Source organism: Kribbella sp. NBC_00482 (genome assembly GCF_036013725.1).
Taxonomy (GTDB): Bacteria; Actinomycetota; Actinomycetes; order Propionibacteriales; family Kribbellaceae; genus Kribbella.
Genome location: NZ_CP107881.1, coordinates 8,326,195 through 8,344,379, shown reverse-complemented (window position 1 = coordinate 8,344,379; position 18,185 = coordinate 8,326,195). Strand labels below are relative to the sequence as shown.

The window sequence follows — 18,185 nt, the reverse complement described above, 5'->3', positions numbered from 1 at the left end:
ATCCTCGGCTAGGCTGTCTAATGACGTTAGACAGTACCCACCACCCACGACCGCGGACAACAGATTTCGTGACCAGACGCGACCCTTCCTCCCACGCGGCGGCCGGCATCACCGTCGCCGCGATCGCCGACGCGGCCCTGGCGATCATCCACGCCGACGGTGTGGACGGCCTGACAATGCGCGCCGTCGCGGAGCGCCTCGACGTCCGCGCCCCGTCGCTGTACCACCACGTCCACAACAAGTCCGAGCTCCTCGACCTGGTCGCCCGCAACGCGTTCGACCAGTTCACGGCGGACAACACGGCGTACGACGAACTCACGTCCGTCGACGAGTGGATCGATCTCACCAGGTCCGGTTCACTCGAGCTCCGGGCCTTCTACGCGGACCATCCAGGGCTGGCCGGGCTGATGCAGTCGAAGGCGACGCCGGACCGCGACCAGGGCGCCGGCTCGCGAGCCGAGCTCATCCGCGCCCAGATCGACGCCCTCGTGCGCATCGGCGTACCGGAGCCCGAGGCGCGTCACCTCTTCGAAGTCACCGCCCGCTGGAGCCTGGCCGCCGTAGTCGCAGAACATGCCGACGACACGGACCTGTTCGCAGACGGCCTCGACCTGTTCCTGTACGGCGTACGCGCCCGCCTCCTCGATCTGCTCAGCTAACGGTCGCCAGCCACAGCTCGGCGTACCGCTTGCCGTCGACCGCCGTAGCGACCCGGATCGTCGCTGCCGGTCCCTGCGGATCGTTCGCGACGTCCGACGCGCCCCGCGTGTCGACGATCGTCCGCCCGCGCGACCAACTCCCGGACAACTCGATGCGTACCGGGTACTCCTGCGTCGTCAGGCCCGACGGATCGATCACCGCGCACACCGCCCCGCCGTCGCCGATGCTGCCGCCGTCCGACTGGTACCGCTCGCTGCGCTTCTCGATCAGCTTGCACGCCAGCTCGGCCGAGGGCGATCCGCTCAACGCACGCGCCTGGTCGAGCGTGACCACGACGTCGTAGAAGACATCCAGCCCGTACATGGTCACCGCGATGCCGAGATCCCGGGCCGCGGCCAGCACAATCGCGGCCGCCTCGGGATCGGTCCAGATGTTGAACTCCGCCGCGGCTGTCGCATTCCCGATCCCGGCCGCGCCGCCCATGAACACGATCTCGCGCAGACCCTGCGCCGCCTCCGGATACGTCCGGAGCAGCAGCGCGATGTTCGTCAGCGGCGCCAACGGGATCAACGTGATGAGCTCCCCGGTCGCCGCCGCGTCCCGCAGTACGTCGCGGAGGAGTTCGACTGCATGCCGCGGGTCCGTCGCCCGCGTCGACCGCGGCCAGTCCAGATCGCCGAGCCCGTCCTCACCGTGGACATGCTGCGCCGACCGCACCGGCTGGATCAGCGGTACGGCGGCACCGCGGGCAACCGGGACGTCGGGCCGGCCCGCGGCGTCGAGGACCGTGAGCGTGTTGCGCACCACGTCGTCGATGCCGACGTTCCCGCCGACGCAGGTCACGGCCTTCAGATCGAGCTCGGGATGCCGCGCCGCCAGCAGCAGGGCGCACGCATCGTCCAGGCCTGTGTCGACATCGAGAATCACCGGCTTCATGCGCCCATCCTGATGCACGCCGCCCCGTGCACGCCGGTCAGGAGCGCACCAGCCGTGCGATCGCGGCGGACGCTTCCTTGATCTTCGCGTCGGCCTCCGGACCGCCGGCCGCGGCGGCGTCGACGACGCAGTGCGTGAGGTGGTCGTCGAGCAGACCGAGCGCGACCGACTCGAGCGCCTTCGTCATCGCCGAGATCTGGGTGAGGATGTCGATGCAGTACTTCTCGTCCTCGACCATGCGCTGCAACCCGCGGGCCTGCCCCTCGATCCGCTTCAACCGCGCGAGGTACGCCTTCTTGTCGCCGATGTAACCGTGCTGCGCATGCTCGTCGACCGGTTCGGTCACGCTCACCACATTCCTCCCTGGGTCCCGCCGAACCCTATCCTCCGCCGGCCTCTGGGAGCGGTCTGTGCGGGCCGTAGTTTGCGCCTCGAAAGGGTCGTCGCGGTGGCGCCACGCGGGAGTACACGGGGCCGCGCGAGTGTTGAAACCTGTGACACGCGCGGGCAATCGGGGCGTGCTTGCAAACTGTCGGAGCAGCGATCTAGGATCCCTAGATGTAGTGGTTACACGGGTGTAATTTTCCACAGGTAGTGGTTAGTTGCACACAGGTTCTACACAAGTTGTCCCCAGGCTGATCCACAACCCACCCCTCGCGGGTGGCACGGGAGGAGTGATTCGTCGTGCACTGTCCGTATTGCCGACATGCCGACTCCCGGGTCGTCGACAGCCGGGTGGCCGAGGACGGCGGAGCGATCCGCCGCCGCCGGCAGTGCCCGGTCTGCGAGAAGCGGTTCACCACCGTCGAGCAGATGCAGCTCACGGTCGTGAAGCGCTCCGGCGCAACCGAGCCGTTCAGCCGGGAGAAGGTCATCAACGGGGTCGGAAAGGCGTGCAAGGGCCGGCCGGTGAATACCGACCAGCTCGCGCGCCTGGGTCAGAAGGTCGAGGACGCGCTGAAGGGCAGCGGCTCGCCGGAGGTGCCCGCGCACGAGGTCGGACTCGCGATCCTCGGGCCGCTGCGGGAGCTCGACGAGGTCGCGTACCTGCGATTCGCGAGCGTGTACCGGCAGTTCGAGTCCGCCGACGACTTCGAGACGGAGATCGCGCTGCTGCGGGCCGAGAAGGAGCCGCAGGGCACCGAGCCGGACCCGCTGAAGCCGACCCAGCAGACATAAACCGGGGGAACGGTAGTTCCAGGTAGTTGCAGTAGTGGCGTTACAGCATTCCAACGGGGCGGTCCCGACAGACCGCGGTAGTAGACACAGGGCGAGGAGCAACCATGACAGAGACGGTGACCGGCCACTCGGGGTCGACCAAGCGGTCGGCGGCCGGGTTCCGGGGGCGCAAGAACGCGCCCACGGGACTCACCATCGAGCGCGTTTTCAGCACCGAAGGCGTCCACCCGTACGACGAGGTGACGTGGGAGCGTCGCGACGTCGTACAGCAGAACTGGAAGACGGGTGAGACGGTCTTCGAGCAGCGCGGGGTGGAGTTCCCCGACTTCTGGAGCGTCAACGCGTCGACGATCGTCACCACGAAGTACTTCCGTGGCGCGATCGGCCACGACAACCGCGAGTGGAGCCTCAAGCAGCTCCTCGACCGGGTCGTGAAGACCTACCGCAAGGCCGGCGAGGACCACGGGTACTTCACCTCGCCGCAGGACGCGGAGGTGTTCGAGCACGAGCTCACCTGGATGCTCCTGCACCAGTACTTCAGCTTCAACTCGCCGGTGTGGTTCAACGTCGGCACGTCCTCGCCGCAGCAGGTGTCGGCCTGCTTCATCCTCGCCGTGGACGACTCGATGGACTCGATCCTGAACTGGTACAAGGAAGAGGGCCTGATCTTCAAGGGCGGCTCCGGCGCCGGCCTGAACCTGTCGCGGATCCGCTCCTCGAAGGAACTGCTCCAGTCCTCCGGCGGTACGGCGTCCGGCCCGGTGAGCTTCATGCGCGGCGCGGACGCGTCGGCCGGCACCATCAAGTCCGGCGGCGCCACCCGGCGCGCGGCGAAGATGGTCGTGCTGGACGTCGACCACCCCGACATCGAGGAGTTCGTCGACACCAAGATGCGCGAGGAGGAGAAGATCCGGGTCCTGCGGGACGCGGGCTTCGACATGGACCTCGGCGGTCGCGACATCACCTCCGTGCAGTACCAGAACGCGAACAACTCGGTCCGGGTCTCGGACGAGTTCATGCGGGCGGTCGAGGAGAAGGGCGACTTCGGGCTGCGCGCGCGGCTGGACAACTCGGTGATCGAGACCGTCGACGCCCGGGAGCTGTTCGACAAGATCTCGCACGCGGCGTGGGCCTGCGCCGACCCGGGCCTGCAGTACGACGACACCATCAACGACTGGCACACGACGCCGGAGACGGGCCGGATCACCGCGTCCAACCCGTGCTCGGAGTACATGCACCTGGACAACTCGTCCTGCAACCTGGCCTCGCTGAACCTGATGAAGTTCCTCCGCGACGACGACCTCTTCGACTCGGAGAAGTTCGTCAAGGCGGTCGAGCTGATCATCACCGCGATGGACATCTCGATCTGCTTCGCGGACTTCCCGACCGAGGCGATCGGCGTCACCACCCGCGCGTACCGGCAGCTGGGTATCGGGTACGCGAACCTCGGCGCGTTGCTGATGGCAACGGGTCACGCGTACGACTCCGACGGCGGTCGCGCACTGGCGGGCGCTATCACGTCGCTGATGACCGGTACGTCGTACAAGCGCTCCGCCGAGCTGGCCGGCATCGTCGGCGCGTACGACGGCTTCGAGCGGAACAAGGACGCGCACACCCGGGTGATGCGCAAGCACGCCGCGGCCAACGACGCGATCCGGAGCATCCACGAGATCGACAAGGACGTCCAGAAGCACGCCACCGCGGCGTGGGAGGGCGTGCTGAAGATCGGCACCAAGAACGGCTGGCGGAACGCGCAGGCCTCGGTGCTCGCGCCGACCGGCACCATCGGCTTCATGATGGACTGCGACACCACCGGCATCGAGCCGGACTTCTCGCTGGTCAAGTTCAAGAAGCTGGTCGGCGGCGGCTCGATGCAGATCGTCAACCAGACGGTCCCGCGGGCGCTGCGTCAGTACAACTACACCGAAGAGACCATCGAGGCGATCATCGAGTACATCGCCGAGAACGGTCACGTGGTCGACGCCCCGGGCCTGAAGCCGGAGCACTACGAGATCTTCGACACCGCGATGGGTGAGCGGGCCATCAAGCCGATGGGCCACGTCCGGATGATGGCGGCGGCGCAGCCGTTCCTGTCCGGCGCGATCTCGAAGACGGTGAACCTGCCGGAGACCGCGACGGTCGAGGAGATCGCCGACGTCTACTTCCAGGGCTGGAAGCTCGGCCTGAAGGCGCTCGCGGTCTACCGCGACAACTGCAAGGTCGGTCAGCCGCTGGCGGACGCGAAGGCGAAGAAGGCCTCCGAGGCCGTAGAGGCCGAGGCCGCTGTTGCCGAGAAGATCGTCGAGAAGATCATCGAGTACCGGCCGACCCGGAAGCGTCTGCCGAAGTCGCGGCCGTCGCGGACCACGTCGTTCACGGTCGGTGGCGCCGAGGGCTACATGACCGCCGGCTCCTACCCGGACGACGGTCTGGGCGAGGTCTTCCTCAAGATGGGCAAGCAGGGCTCGACGCTCGCCGGGGTGATGGACGCCTTCTCGATCGCGATCTCGATCGCGCTGCAGCACGGCGTACCGCTGGAGACCTACGTCCAGAAGTTCACCAACCTGAAGTTCGAGCCGGCCGGTCTGACCGACGACCCGGACGTCCGGATGGCGCAGTCGATCATGGACTACATCTTCCGCCGCCTGGCGCTGGACTACCTGCCGTTCGATGAGCGGGCCGCCCTGGGCATCTACTCGGCGGACGAGCGGTCCCGGCAGCTCGACACCGGCTCGTACGAGCTGGCCCCGGTCGAGGTGTCCGAGCCCGAGTCGCTGAAGACGGTCGAGCCGGTCGCCGAGCTCACGGAGGCTCCTGCGAAGCCGGCCGACGCGGCAGCCGCCAAGCCGATCAAGGGCGAGGCCCACACCACCGCCGAAATGCTGGAGCTCATCACCGGCACCTCGGTCGACGCCCCGCTCTGCTTCACCTGCGGCACCAAGATGCGCCCCAGCGGTTCCTGCTACGTCTGCGAAGGCTGCGGCAGCACCTCCGGCTGCAGCTGACCCAAACTGAAAGCACCACGGCCCCCGGGAACTTCCCAGACTCCCCGGGGGCCGAGGCGCGTCAGGAGGCCCTGATGAAGCTGCCGTCACTGGTGGACGTCGACCGACGAGCCGACGCTCTCAGAGTTCTGTCCTGCTACTACGGACTGAACGGCCACGAAGCACACCGGTACGTCGGCGCTCGCTTCGACACCTGGGACAGCGCCGGCACCCGCGACAGCTCGCACAACCGCTTCACCGCCGACGACCTGGTGGCCGTCTCCTTCCTCTCGGTCAACGTCTCACCGCTGGCCGCAGAGGCGCTGTTGGACACCAGGGCCGACGAGTTCGCAGAACTCCTCGACGAACTAGGCCCCGACCGCGACCTGGTCGAGGAACGAACGCCGTGGCCTGACGACTGGGTCGGCTGGCGCCTGTGGCGAATGCTCGACGCGCTGCCCTCCGTCGGCCCGACCACCGCCAGCAAGCTCTACGCCCGCAAGCGCCCGCGCCTCCGCCCGATCTACGACTCCGTCGTCGCAGAGGTCATCGGCTCCACCAGCCTGTGGGAACCCTTGCGGACCCACCTGCAGCAAGACCTCGGACTGCACCCGCATCTGCTGTCGCTCCGCGATGACCTCAGGCCTCCGTTCGACCTCTCAGCTATCCGAATCCTCGACGTCCTCCTCTGGATGCACGGCAAAGGCAACACCACCTGCACCATCACCTGACACCTGCGGGTCAGTGGCCGGAGCGGTCGGAGTCGGCGGCGGGCTTGGCGGTGCCGTCCAGTGCGGTGAGAGCTGCCAGCTCCTCCGAGCTGAGTTCGAAGTCGAACACTGCCAGGTTCTGCGCGAGCCGGCCGCGGTCGGCTGACTTCGGGATGGGTACGACGCCCTGCTGGGTCTCCCAGCGCAGGACGACCTGCCCAGGGGCCTTCCCGTGCGTCTTGGCGATCTCCTGCACTGCCGGGTGGTTCAGGAGATCGGTGCCCTTGCCTAGCGGGCTCCACGCCTCCGTGACGATCCCGTGCTGGGCATGGAACTCGCGCTCGGCGGTCTTGGCCCAGACCGGGCTCAGCTGGACCTGGTTCACCTCGGGTGCGACGCCGGTTTCGTCGATCAGCCGTTGCAGGTGGGTGGGCTTGAAGTTCGACGTACCGATCGCGCGCACCAGGCCGACTTCCCGGAGCGCGACGAGTCCTCGCCACGCGTCGACGTACCGGTCCTGCTCGGGATTCGGCCAGTGGATCAGCAGGAGGTCCACGTACTCGACGCCGAGCTTCTCCGCGCTCGCTTCGAACGCCTGGCGCGGCCCGTCGACGCTGTGCCAGCGTTTGTTGAACTTCGACGTCACGAACACCTGGTCGCGCGGCGCGTTCCGCAGTGCCCGTCCGACGCCCACCTCGTTCCGGTAGTTCTCCGCGGTGTCGATCAGGCGGTACCCGAGCTCGAGCGCCGTACTCACCGCCCGCTCGGCGTCCGCGTCGTTCATCGGCGATGTCCCGAGCCCGATCCGCGGCATCGCAGTTCCGTGACTCAACGTGACTACTGGAACCTGACTCATCCCGTCTCCTCCTTCGGCGTACGCGCCCGGCCACGATAGGCCGATCACGGTCCGCACCCGCCACCGCGGTCTCCCGATTCCGCCGTACGGCGTACGGCTGGGACCGGCTGTCTCAGCGCCGGGATATCCGTACGCGAACTGTCGGATCCGTGGGTCATCATGGTGCGACGGGCGACGAAAAGCGTTGGAGGGGTGGGCTTATGAAGAATCGGCTGGTCACTCTCGTGGATCTCGGTCTGGACAGCTCGTTCGACGCGTCGATGTCGTTCGTGCAGGGCATCACCGGCAACATCAACGCCGGCTGGGACCAGCCCTTCATCGACGTGAACTTCGTCCGCACCCGCGACCACGAGACCGCGTTCTCGGCCCTCACCACCCCGTCGACCGTCCTGCACGTGATGGCACACGGTGATCACAGTGAGGAGCCGTCGTTCCTGTCCACCGACGGCAAGACCCAGGTGTCGCTGAAGTCCCTCGCCGACTGGTTCCTCGACCACCAGTGGGGGATCGCCAGCGGCGTCGTCATCGCCGACGGCTGCAAGACCGGCATCGGCAAGTGGCAACGCGCGATCCGCGACTGCATCCAGGGCGACGTCACCTACATCGGCACCAGCACCGTCATCGGCTGGTACGAAGCCACCGTCTTCTGCTCCGCCTTCTATGGCGCCCTGGTCCGCAACCGAGGTCTCGGACGCACCCCCGCCGAACAAGGCTGGGACGCCGCCAGCCGAGCCATCCGAGCCTACGAAACCCTCACCGACAAACCCTGCCCCTACAAACCAGTCCTCCTAACCCCCTCCCGCCAAGCCCTCCGCTCCCTCACCGGCTAACCGACACGCGCCCGGCGGCTACTTTGCGTTAGGCGTGTGACACTTTGGGGGACTCGTCGTCCGCCTGACGCCGGTGAAGGAACGCCGCCATGAAGCTCCACCGGAACTCTCTCCTCACGGCTGCCGCGATTGTGCTGATTCTGTACGTCGTTTCGCTGATTGTCGGGCTGCCGGCTTGGGCGGCTGTGGTGCTGACCGTGGTGCTGTTGGTGTTGCTGGCGGTTGTCTGGAAGCAGCCGGATGAGCCCCGTCCTGTTGTCACGAAGCCGGTCCCGGCGCCTTCCGTCGTACTGCCGGATCCGGAGCCTGTCTTCTCCGGACCGCCGTCGCGGACGGTCGCCGACGTGCGGTTGCCGTCGGCTTCGCCGGACTTCCAGTTCAGCTTCTCGGCTGTCGTGCAGTGGTCGACTGTGCTGTCGGGCTCGCGTCATGCCGACCTCGGTGCGGTTGCGGTTGATGCCTTGCTGGACAGGGCGCGAGCGCTGACCGTACGGCAGCAGGTGACCGAGGAATCTCTCAACCAGCATCGCTTGGCTGCGCTTCTCGGCGAGCCGGCGCTGGACGAGAAGGGGCAGGTCCGGAGCTGGGCGACCGAAGTACGACTGCGGTTGCCGGACGCGGATCAGAAACACCTTCAGCACCTCGCCGCCCTGCATCGGCGCGAGCAGACCACGCTGCTTGAGCGCCGGATGGAGCAGGACAAACGCGCGTACTTGAAGGACGACGTCTTCGCCACGCCTGGATCGGCCGCGGTCTGGTGGATGGTCAACCATCCGGGTGAGGTCGAAACGGCGCTCGGCCTGCTCGACACTCTCGCCGAACTGTCGGCCGCGGCGAACGATCTCCCGGTACGGCGGACAACCGCCGAGGAGATCGAACGCCCGCGGCCGACCCGCGCCGAACTCGCCTTCAGCACGGCAATCGAGGACCTGACCGAGGCCGCCCAGGACGACGTTCCGGACCGGGACGACTCTGCTGCGGTCCAGGACAGCTCCGTTCCGGGTGGGGACAGCTCGGGGGAGTCGGAGCAGCGTCCGGTCCCGAGGCATGCCGGCGCCGGCGAGGAGGGCCGTCGCGAGACCGGTCCCGTCCGGACCGAACTGAACGGTTCCAAGGCTGAGCCGGGTACGCCGTACCGGGAGCAGTTCTTCACCGAATAGACCGGTGAGGCGGGCTGTCTGCAGGGTGGGCCCGCCCCACCGGAGTCGAGTGCGCATCGCTAGTCGTCCAGCCAGCGGACCGTGGTCGCGCCGTTGTGCCCATGGATGCTCAGCAGCGCGTCTATCCCGTCCTGCCACACGGTCGTGGTCGGGTAGTGGCCGCCCCAGCGCAGCGCGACCGTCCCGTCGCTCCACTCGACGCCCTCCGCGACAACGCCCGTACCGCTGACACCGGAGACGTCGCGGTACCGGACCAGTTCGAAGCGGCGCGGTCCGGGCTTGCTCGCGATGCGCAGATGACGCTGGCGCGTCGTGCGCAGCAGCGTCGCGGTTCTCCCGCTGATCTCGTCCATGCGCCAAGTCAACGCGCGGCCGGGCGTCCTCACCAGGAACTCAACCGGTATCCACAGCGCACAAATTCTGCCCACCGGCGGTCACCGAAACGAATATTCTCATTGCAGGGAGTAATTGACGCGCAAGGGAGAGCACGGATGACAGTCATCGAGGAATGGACCGGCCGGCACGCGCATGCCTTGCGTACGGCGCTGCGGCTGACGAACGAGGCGTTCGCGGAGCAGCTCGGCATCTCGCCGCGCACGCTGACGAAGTGGCGTGAGAGACCGGAGCTCGTGCCCAGCCCCTTTCTCCAGGAGGCTCTCGACACCTACCTCAAGAAGGCGCCGCCCGATGCCCATCTCCGGTTCGCGGCGAACCTCGGCCTGGACCGGGACCGGGGACCGATCGACAAAACCGTGCTGACCCAGCTCAACACGGCGCTCGGCGACCTCACGCGTGCCCTGGCACGCCTGCAGGCCGAGGATCCGGAGCGATCGCCTTCGCCTTGACCGTGGAAACGGCAGACTGGGCGGCGCGGTGCAAGTGCGGAAGGAGCCGCGGATGAGGCGACGCCCGGTGAACTCGTCGAGTGTGCGATCGGTCGGATGGTCCGACGGCACGCTCGAGCTCGAGTACGTGAGCGGCGACATCTACCAGTACTTCGACGTACCGCAGCCGACCTATGCGGCGCTCCTGGCCGCACCGAGCATCGGCGCGTACGTCAACAAACACATCAAGCCGTACTACGACGTCCGCGAGATCTGAGTTTCTGTCACGTTCGCAGCGGGCACTTGAGGTGGGTCGCACGGGGGTTCGTCCACGGCAGGAGATGGACATGCCTACCCGCAGAGTTTCCACGTCCCGTTCCCGGGCCATCACGATTGTCGTGCTCGTCTGGCTGCTCATCGGCCTGGCGGCCGCGGCCCAGCGGAACTACTTCGAGAGTTCGCGTACGTCGTGCGCCAAGGTCGGCACCGTGCTCGTCACAGTCGTCGCGGGACCGCTCAACTACGTCGGGGCCAACCCGAAGATCGACTGTTCAGCACCTCAGCCGTCGCGATAAACCGGCTACGGCGAGCCCGGGGCTTTCCAGGTCAGCCTGTATCGCCAGAACAGGCTGCGGCTGAGCCGGGCTCCGGGGAGGATGCGCTGAGCTGCGAGGGCGATCTCCTCGAAGGATTCCGCGGCTGTTGCCGTCGGTGCGGTCATGTGCGCGGGGACGGTGTGTGCTCGTCGCGGGTGCTTGGCGATGCCAACGATGGGATTCAGGATCATCGAGGCGATCGACCACGGAAGATCTTCCGGCGCTTCCCGGCTGACGCCGACCACGACAAGTCGGCCGCCCGGCCGCAGCAACTCGCGCACCTTCTCGAGCGTCGCCTCCAACGGCAGGTGGTGGAGCACCGCCACGAAGGTGATCAGGTCGTAGCTGCTTCCGTGGACCTCGTCGAACGGCTGCGTCAGGATGCGGACGTTGGCGAGGTCCGCGGCACTGCTCCGAGCCTGCTTCGCCGTCGGGACATTGCGCTCGATGCCGGTGACTGCGGGAAAGACGCCGGCGAGCCGGCGAACGAGGTTTCCTGTCCCGCAACCCACGTCCAGAGCGTTCGTGCCGCCGGCTGCACGGACGCGCCGTGCATGGTGCAGTACGAGTGCCGCGTAGGCGTCGTTGTGGGACCAAGGATGTGCGTCGTTGATGCGGGCCAAGGTGGCCAGCGCTCTCTGGGAGGCACGAGACATGGAGCGACAGTACGACGGCTCGCGGTTCGCTCGGTCAGCTGTCTGCGCAGCTGGGTCGCTCCTGGTTCGGGTGCGGGAATAGGTCGTGGGGGAGTGGAGTTACACCTGATGCCGTCCGGAACATGACCCCGGGCCTCAACCTAAGCCGCTACGAGCGGCCACTCGCCGAGAGGCGTCTCCTGGGCGGCGCAGCACGTGACAGGTGGGAGCCGACCAGCTCCCACCTTGTCGTCTTCCTAGCCGTCTCGTACGCCGTCTCGTACGTCGTCTCGCCGGGTGTCTCCCGTACTGCGTTGGGCTCCCGCCGAAATCGACTTGTGCGGGTGCGGCATGATGGAAGTGTCGCTCGCGGAGACGCGTGCGAGTGGAGTGACCAGAGGGACCAGCGCTGCTTCCCTCGACGCCGGACGACGGTGCCGAGGGCAGGTGCCGGGAGGCTCGGACGAGGGTCCCGGGACCCCGATTTGCATCTGCACCGCGAATGTCAGTAATGTTCTTCTTGTTGGAGCGAGGCGCAGGACGCGAAAGCGGCCGGCCCTTCAACAAACTCCCTGAAGGTCTCGGAAGCCGAAACACGCCTCGGCGGGTTTCGGACACTGAGTCGCGCAGGGAGACTGGATCGAAAAGGCCGATTTGACCGGCTGGAAGCGAAACAGTAAAGTTGGGCGAGTTGCCCCGGAGCTTCAAACGAAAGTCTGAAGCGCGGTGTGCGTCCGATTCTTGAGAACTCAACAGCGTGCCGAAAGTCAATGCCGAAATTGAAGTATCCCCGTTCACAGGCATTTGATGGCTTTTCTACCCTGGTCTCTTCGAGATTTTGGGTGGTTGGTTGTCTTGTTCTGTGGCGGATTCCTTTGAAATTAATACGGATAACAATAGCCAGTAATGGTTTTGTTTCTGATTCAAAGGATCACTCAATGTAGTCTGTTATCCACGGCTTTGGTTGTGGTTGACATATAGATTTCAACGGAGAGTTTGATCCTGGCTCAGGACGAACGCTGGCGGCGTGCTTAACACATGCAAGTCGAGCGGTAAGGCCCCTTCGGGGGTACACGAGCGGCGAACGGGTGAGTAACACGTGAGCAACCTACCCTCAACTTTGGGATAAGCCTCGGAAACGGGGTCTAATACCGGATAATACTGGCCGCCTCATGGTGGTTGGTTGAAAGTTCTGGCGGTTGGGGATGGGCTCGCGGCCTATCAGCTTGTTGGTGGGGTAATGGCCTACCAAGGCGTCGACGGGTAGCCGGCCTGAGAGGGCGACCGGCCACACTGGGACTGAGACACGGCCCAGACTCCTACGGGAGGCAGCAGTGGGGAATATTGCGCAATGGACGAAAGTCTGACGCAGCAACGCCGCGTGAGGGATGACGGCCTTCGGGTTGTAAACCTCTTTCAGCAGGGACGAAGCGAGAGTGACGGTACCTGCAGAAGAAGGACCGGCCAACTACGTGCCAGCAGCCGCGGTAATACGTAGGGTCCGAGCGTTGTCCGGAATTATTGGGCGTAAAGGGCTCGTAGGCGGTTCGTCACGTCGGGAGTGAAAACTCGGGGCTTAACCCCGAGCCTGCTTCCGATACGGGCAGACTAGAGGTAGGCAGGGGAGAGCGGAACTCCTGGTGTAGCGGTGGAATGCGCAGATATCAGGAAGAACACCGGTGGCGAAGGCGGCTCTCTGGGCCTTACCTGACGCTGAGGAGCGAAAGCGTGGGTAGCGAACAGGATTAGATACCCTGGTAGTCCACGCCGTAAACGTTGGGCGCTAGGTGTGGGGGACATTCCACGTCCTCCGTGCCGCAGCTAACGCATTAAGCGCCCCGCCTGGGGAGTACGGCCGCAAGGCTAAAACTCAAAGGAATTGACGGGGGCCCGCACAAGCGGCGGAGCATGCGGATTAATTCGATGCAACGCGAAGAACCTTACCTGGGTTTGACATATAGGGAAATCCTCCAGAGATGGGGGGTCCGTAAGGGTCCTATACAGGTGGTGCATGGCTGTCGTCAGCTCGTGTCGTGAGATGTTGGGTTAAGTCCCGCAACGAGCGCAACCCTCGTCCTATGTTGCCAGCACGCCCTTCGGGGTGGTGGGGACTCATAGGAGACTGCCGGGGTCAACTCGGAGGAAGGTGGGGATGACGTCAAGTCATCATGCCCCTTATGTCCAGGGCTTCACGCATGCTACAATGGCCGGTACAAAGGGCTGCGATACCGCAAGGTGGAGCGAATCCCAAAAAGCCGGTCTCAGTTCGGATTGGGGTCTGCAACTCGACCCCATGAAGTCGGAGTCGCTAGTAATCGCAGATCAGCAACGCTGCGGTGAATACGTTCCCGGGCCTTGTACACACCGCCCGTCACGTCATGAAAGTCGGCAACACCCGAAGCCGGTGGCCTAACCCTTGTGGAGGGAGCCGTCGAAGGTGGGGCTGGCGATTAGGACGAAGTCGTAACAAGGTAGCCGTACCGGAAGGTGCGGCTGGATCACCTCCTTTCTAAGGAGCATTCGGCGCCGGCTCTTAGAGTCCGGTGCCTATTCATCACTGCTTGAGCGTTCGTCTCGAGGTGATGGTGCTTCGGAATGTGGAACATTGACCATTAGGTGCGAAGCGAAGTCATGGAAGTTAGTACTGCTGACACTCTTTCGGGGGTGTGGGCGTGGAACGCGGAGATGGCTGGGTGGAGCACCGAGGCGCGCTGTTGGGTCCTGAGGAATCGGGCCTGGCCAACGAACCTGAGGGTTCGGGGGTTGGGGCTGTTTCTTCTGGGTCACGGATGCATGGATCTTTGCGGATCGTGTGTGTTTGGTGGCTGGGGCCGGCTCTCATCAAACCGTTGGTGTGGGTGTTCTGGACTGGGTGGGTTGTTTCCCTGGGCTGGATACTCGAGGACCGATAGGTGATGGTTGTGGGGCTGGTGTTCCTGCCCGTATTTTGAGAACTGTATAGTGGACGCGAGCATCTTTTGTAGTGTATTTGCGATTTCGGCATGTTTTGTTGATTTTGTGACAAGCTACTAAGGGCAATCGGTGGATGTCTAGGCACCAAGAGCCGATGAAGGACGTTGGAGCCTGCGATAAGCCCCGGGGAGTTGGCAACCGAGCTGTGATCCGGGGGTGTCCGAATGGGGAAACCCAGCTGGCATTCTAAAGCCAGTTACCAGTGCCTGAACACATAGGGTTCTGGAGGGAACGCGGGGAAGTGAAACATCTCAGTACCCGCAGGAAGAGAAAACAATAGTGATTCCGTGAGTAGTGGCGAGCGAAAGCGGATGAGGCTAAACCATGTGCGTGTGATAGCCGGCGTGCGTTGCGCATGTGGGGTTGTGGGAGCATTCGGGTCTTAATGCCGTGAGACCGAAGAGTTATAAATCACTGTTGAAGTCGAATCTTCTGGAATGTTGAGCCGTAGTGGGTTATAGCCCTGTAGGCGTAAGACAGTGACTCTTGAGTGTTTTCCCAAGTAGCACGGGACTCTTGAAATCCCGTGTGAATCTGGCGGGACCACCCGCTAAGCCTAAATACTTCTTGGTGACCGATAGCGGACTAGTACCGTGAGGGAAAGATGAAAAGTACCCCGGGAGGGGAGTGAAATAGTACCTGAAACCGATTGCCTACAATCCGTCGGAGCATGTTCCTTGTGAATGTGTGACGGCGTGCCTTTTGAAGAATGAGCCTGCGAGTTAGTGGTGTGTGGCGAGGTTAACCCGTGTGGGGTAGCCGTAGCGAAAGCGAGTCTGAATAGGGCGCTTTAGTCGCATGCTCTAGACCCGAAGCGGAGTGATCTATCCATGGGCAGGTTGAAGCGCGGGTAAGACCGCGTGGAGGACCGAACCCACCAGGGTTGAAAACCTGGGGGATGACCTGTGGATAGGGGTGAAAGGCCAATCAAACTCCGTGATAGCTGGTTCTCCCCGAAATGCATATAGGTGCAGCGTCGCGTGTTTCTTACCGGAGGTAGAGCACTGGATGGTCTAGGGGGCTTACCGGCTTACCGAAATCAGCCAAACTCCGAATGCCGGTAAGTGAGAGCGCGGCAGTGAGACTGCGGGGGATAAGCTCCGTAGTCGAGAGGGAAACAGCCCAGATCACCAGCTAAGGCCCCTAAGCGATTGCTAAGTGGAAAAGGATGTGGAGTTGCCCAGACAACCAGGAGGTTGGCTTAGAAGCAGCCACCCTTGAAAGAGTGCGTAATAGCTCACTGGTCAAGTGATTCCGCGCCGACAATGTAGCGGGGCTCAAGCAATCCGCCGAAGCTGTGGCATTCATATTATTACTCGGCCAGAACTTGATTCTGGTCCAGGTGTGTGGATGGGTAGGGGAGCGTCGTGCAGCGTGTGAAGCAGCCTAGTGATGGAGTTGTGGATGCTGCACGAGTGAGAATGCAGGCATGAGTAGCGAATGACGGGTGAGAAACCCGTCCGCCGGATGATCAAGGGTTCCAGGGTCAAGCTAATCTGCCCTGGGTAAGTCGGGACCTAAGGCGAGGCCGACAGGCGTAGTCGATGGACAACGGGTTGATATTCCCGTACCGGCATTAACACGACCCGACCGAACCCGCTGATGCTAAGAAACAGAAGTACTGAGACCTTCGGGTTGAGGTGTGGATGTTTTGACCCGAGGTGGTAGTAGGTGCATTGAGGAGTGACGCAGGAGGGTAGTCCAACCGCGGCGATGGTAGGCGCAAGCTGATCCGCGGGCAAGGTGGTAGGGCGAGACATAGGCAAATCCGTGTCTCACATAGCCTGAGAGCCGAGGCGGACCCGTTCAGGGGAAGTGGATGATCCCATGCTGCCGAGAAAAACTTCGCAGTGAGTGTTAGAGCCGCCCGTACCCCAAACCGACACAGGTGATCAGGTAGAGAATACCAAGGCGATCGAGTGAACCATGGTTAAGGAACTCGGCAAAATGCCCCCGTAACTTCGGGAGAAGGGGGACCTGATCCGTTACACCACTTGCTGGTGGAAGCGGTGATGGTCGCAGAGACCAGGCCCAAGCGACTGTTTACTAAAAACACAGGTCCGTGCGAAGAAGTAATTCGATGTATACGGACTGACGCCTGCCCGGTGCTGGAACGTTAAGGGGACAGGTTAGCCGGTTTCGGCCGGCGAAGCTTTGAACTTAAGCGCCAGTAAACGGCGGTGGTAACTATAACCATCCTAAGGTAGCGAAATTCCTTGTCGGGTAAGTTCCGACCTGCACGAATGGCGTAACGACTTGGGCGCTGTCTCAACCATGGACTCGGCGAAATTGCATTACGAGTAAAGATGCTCGTTACGCGCAGCAGGACGGAAAGACCCCGGGACCTTTACTACAACTTGGTATTGGTGGTCGGTACAATTTGTGTAGGATAGGTGGGAGACTGTGAAGCTCGGACGCCAGTTCGGGTGGAGTCATCGTTGAAATACCACTCTGATTGTTCTGGCTGTCTAACTTTGGTCCGTTATCCGGATCAGGGACAGTGCCTGGTGGGTAGTTTGACTGGGGCGGTCGCCTCCTAAAAGGTAACGGAGGCGCTCAAAGGTTCCCTCAGCCTGGTTGGCAATCAGGTGTCGAGTGTAAGTGCACAAGGGAGCTTGACTGTGAGACAGACATGTCGAGCAGGGACGAAAGTCGGAACTAGTGATCCGGCGGTGGCATGTGGGAGCACCGTCGCTCAACGGATAAAAGGTACCCCGGGGATAACAGGCTGATCTTCCCCAAGAGTCCATATCGACGGGATGGTTTGGCACCTCGATGTCGGCTCGTCGCATCCTGGGGCTGGAGTAGGTCCCAAGGGTTGGGCTGTTCGCCCATTAAAGCGGCACGCGAGCTGGGTTTAGAACGTCGTGAGACAGTTCGGTCCCTATCCGCTGCGCGCGCAGGAGACTTGAGAAGGGCTGCCCCTAGTACGAGAGGACCGGGGTGGACGAACCTCTGGTGTGCCAGTTGTTCCGCCAGGAGCACGGCTGGTTGGCTACGTTCGGGAGTGATAACCGCTGAAAGCATCTAAGCGGGAAGCACGCTTCAAGATGAGGTCTCCCACCGGGTTAACCGGGTAAGGCCCCCAGTAGACCACTGGGTTGATAGGCCAGAGGTGGAAGCGCCGCAAGGTGTGGAGCTGACTGGTACTAATAGGCCGAGGGCTTGTCACACACACCCACCCCTAGGGGTTGGGTACTCAACGACCATTGCCGGTCGCAAGCCTGCGCTACAAGTAACGATGTTCGCGTTCACTGTACGGTTCCCGGAATACGGTCAAACCCCAGCCCATGTGGCTCGAGAGTGTTTGATTGATATTTCTATAGAGTTTCGGTGGCCATAGCGTCGGGGAAACACCCAGTCTCCATTCCGAACCTGGAAGTTAAGCCCGCCAGCGCCGATGGTACTGCGACCGGGAGGTCGTGGGAGAGTAGGACGCCGCCGGACATTCACACTGTTAAGGGCCACCCCGCAAGGGGTGGCCCTTAACATTTGTAGGCCCAAATATTTCTGCGCGGCACGGCGCTCAGCCGGCCTTGCGCTCGGGCGTGTACGTCCACCAGGGCCGCGGTGGGTTGCCGTTCGCCTGGTCGACGGCGGACATGATCGTGTCCAGGAGACACGGATCGTGGCGTTGCTGGTCGCGTTCACAGATCGTCTCGTAGATCTCGACAGGATCCCTTCCGGCCAGTTGGTCGATCCGCGTGATCTCCGCACGCCCCAGGTAGTCGGCGACGGCCGGGCCAACATTCATGAGGCTCGTGAGTTCGGTCTTGGACATGCTTCGACCATGCCTTACGAGGCCTGTGCGGGTCTTGAACAAATCGGACGACCCGTACGGC

Annotated in this window: 15 protein-coding genes and 3 rRNA genes; 12 read left to right on the top strand and 6 right to left on the bottom strand. The window is 63.5% G+C overall.

Features of this window, described 5'->3' with window-relative positions; translation table 11 throughout:
- Positions 1-68: 68 nt before the first annotated feature.
- Positions 69-659 carry a TetR/AcrR family transcriptional regulator gene (locus OHB24_RS40075; RefSeq protein WP_327636192.1) on the top strand — a complete coding sequence of 197 codons (591 nt, stop codon included), beginning with the start codon at positions 69-71 and terminating at the stop codon, positions 657-659.
- Here OHB24_RS40075 and OHB24_RS40070 read toward each other — a convergent pair.
- Together OHB24_RS40070 and OHB24_RS40065 are read right to left on the bottom strand one after the other, a co-directional pair.
- Positions 652-1,596, bottom strand: a complete 945-nt coding sequence (locus tag OHB24_RS40070; RefSeq protein WP_327636191.1) for a nucleoside hydrolase — start codon at positions 1,594-1,596, stop codon at positions 652-654. The two genes, OHB24_RS40075 and OHB24_RS40070, sit on opposite strands and share 8 nt — an antisense overlap.
- Positions 1,597-1,633: 37 nt before the next feature.
- Complete coding sequence (locus tag OHB24_RS40065; protein WP_130387805.1) at positions 1,634-1,942, bottom strand: metal-sensitive transcriptional regulator; 309 nt, start codon at positions 1,940-1,942, stop codon at positions 1,634-1,636.
- 338 nt (positions 1,943-2,280) lie between these two features.
- Between OHB24_RS40065 and nrdR the strand changes: the two genes are divergently transcribed.
- The 3 genes from nrdR (at position 2,281) to OHB24_RS40050 (ending at position 6,490) form a co-directional block, all read left to right on the top strand.
- Complete coding sequence (nrdR, locus tag OHB24_RS40060) at positions 2,281-2,775, top strand: transcriptional regulator NrdR (protein WP_327636190.1); 495 nt, start codon at positions 2,281-2,283, stop codon at positions 2,773-2,775.
- Positions 2,776-2,879: 104 nt separating this feature from the next.
- Complete coding sequence (locus OHB24_RS40055; protein ID WP_327636189.1) at positions 2,880-5,780, top strand: vitamin B12-dependent ribonucleotide reductase; 2,901 nt, start codon at positions 2,880-2,882, stop codon at positions 5,778-5,780.
- A 74-nt stretch (positions 5,781-5,854) separates the two neighbouring features.
- Positions 5,855-6,490: a DUF6308 family protein gene (locus OHB24_RS40050; protein ID WP_327636188.1), complete on the top strand. Its 636-nt coding sequence runs from the start codon at positions 5,855-5,857 to the stop codon at positions 6,488-6,490.
- A gap of 10 nt (positions 6,491-6,500) precedes the next feature.
- On the opposite strand, the gene OHB24_RS40045 is transcribed toward OHB24_RS40050, so the two are convergent.
- On the bottom strand, positions 6,501-7,325 hold the full coding sequence (locus OHB24_RS40045) for an aldo/keto reductase (protein WP_327636187.1): 825 nt from the start codon (positions 7,323-7,325) through the stop codon (positions 6,501-6,503).
- Positions 7,326-7,525: 200 nt separating this feature from the next.
- On the opposite strand from OHB24_RS40045, the gene OHB24_RS40040 reads away from it, so the two are divergent.
- The gene (locus OHB24_RS40040) at positions 7,526-8,155 is read left to right on the top strand and encodes a hypothetical protein (protein ID WP_327636186.1); all 630 of its coding nucleotides are present in this window, start codon (positions 7,526-7,528) and stop codon (positions 8,153-8,155) included.
- An 89-nt stretch (positions 8,156-8,244) separates the two neighbouring features.
- Positions 8,245-9,315 carry a hypothetical protein gene (locus OHB24_RS40035; protein ID WP_327636185.1) on the top strand — a complete coding sequence of 357 codons (1,071 nt, stop codon included), beginning with the start codon at positions 8,245-8,247 and terminating at the stop codon, positions 9,313-9,315.
- Positions 9,316-9,374: 59 nt separating this feature from the next.
- Here the strand turns inward: OHB24_RS40035 and OHB24_RS40030 are convergent, their stop codons facing one another.
- The gene (locus tag OHB24_RS40030) at positions 9,375-9,668 is read right to left on the bottom strand and encodes a hypothetical protein (protein ID WP_327636184.1); all 294 of its coding nucleotides are present in this window, start codon (positions 9,666-9,668) and stop codon (positions 9,375-9,377) included.
- A gap of 138 nt (positions 9,669-9,806) precedes the next feature.
- Here OHB24_RS40030 and OHB24_RS40025 point away from each other — a divergent pair, with 138 nt between their 5' ends.
- From OHB24_RS40025 to OHB24_RS40015, 3 genes are all read left to right on the top strand, one after another.
- Entirely contained in the window at positions 9,807-10,160 is a 354-nt protein-coding gene (locus OHB24_RS40025) for an XRE family transcriptional regulator (RefSeq protein WP_327636183.1), read from the top strand.
- 52 nt (positions 10,161-10,212) lie between these two features.
- Positions 10,213-10,416 carry a KTSC domain-containing protein gene (locus OHB24_RS40020; RefSeq protein WP_327636182.1) on the top strand — a complete coding sequence of 68 codons (204 nt, stop codon included), beginning with the start codon at positions 10,213-10,215 and terminating at the stop codon, positions 10,414-10,416.
- A 70-nt stretch (positions 10,417-10,486) separates the two neighbouring features.
- Complete coding sequence (locus tag OHB24_RS40015) at positions 10,487-10,714, top strand: hypothetical protein (RefSeq protein WP_327636181.1); 228 nt, start codon at positions 10,487-10,489, stop codon at positions 10,712-10,714.
- A 5-nt stretch (positions 10,715-10,719) separates the two neighbouring features.
- Here the strand turns inward: OHB24_RS40015 and OHB24_RS40010 are convergent, their stop codons facing one another.
- Entirely contained in the window at positions 10,720-11,391 is a 672-nt protein-coding gene (locus OHB24_RS40010; RefSeq protein WP_327636180.1) for a class I SAM-dependent methyltransferase, read from the bottom strand.
- A gap of 963 nt (positions 11,392-12,354) precedes the next feature.
- Here OHB24_RS40010 and OHB24_RS40005 point away from each other — a divergent pair.
- The 3 genes from OHB24_RS40005 to rrf all read left to right on the top strand — a co-directional run bounded on the left by OHB24_RS40005 (position 12,355) and on the right by rrf (position 17,790).
- Positions 12,355-13,879: ribosomal RNA gene (locus OHB24_RS40005) — 16S ribosomal RNA — on the top strand.
- 510 nt (positions 13,880-14,389) lie between these two features.
- A 23S ribosomal RNA gene (locus OHB24_RS40000) occupies positions 14,390-17,516 on the top strand.
- Positions 17,517-17,672: 156 nt separating this feature from the next.
- Positions 17,673-17,790: ribosomal RNA gene (gene rrf / locus OHB24_RS39995) — 5S ribosomal RNA — on the top strand.
- Together the 16S, 23S and 5S rRNA genes form the textbook arrangement of a ribosomal RNA operon.
- Before the next feature lie 79 nt (positions 17,791-17,869).
- Here rrf and OHB24_RS39990 read toward each other — a convergent pair.
- Positions 17,870-18,124 (bottom strand): helix-hairpin-helix domain-containing protein, encoded by a 255-nt coding sequence (locus OHB24_RS39990; protein ID WP_327636179.1) that lies wholly within the window; start codon positions 18,122-18,124, stop codon positions 17,870-17,872.
- Between the last annotated feature and the right edge of the window lie 61 nt (positions 18,125-18,185).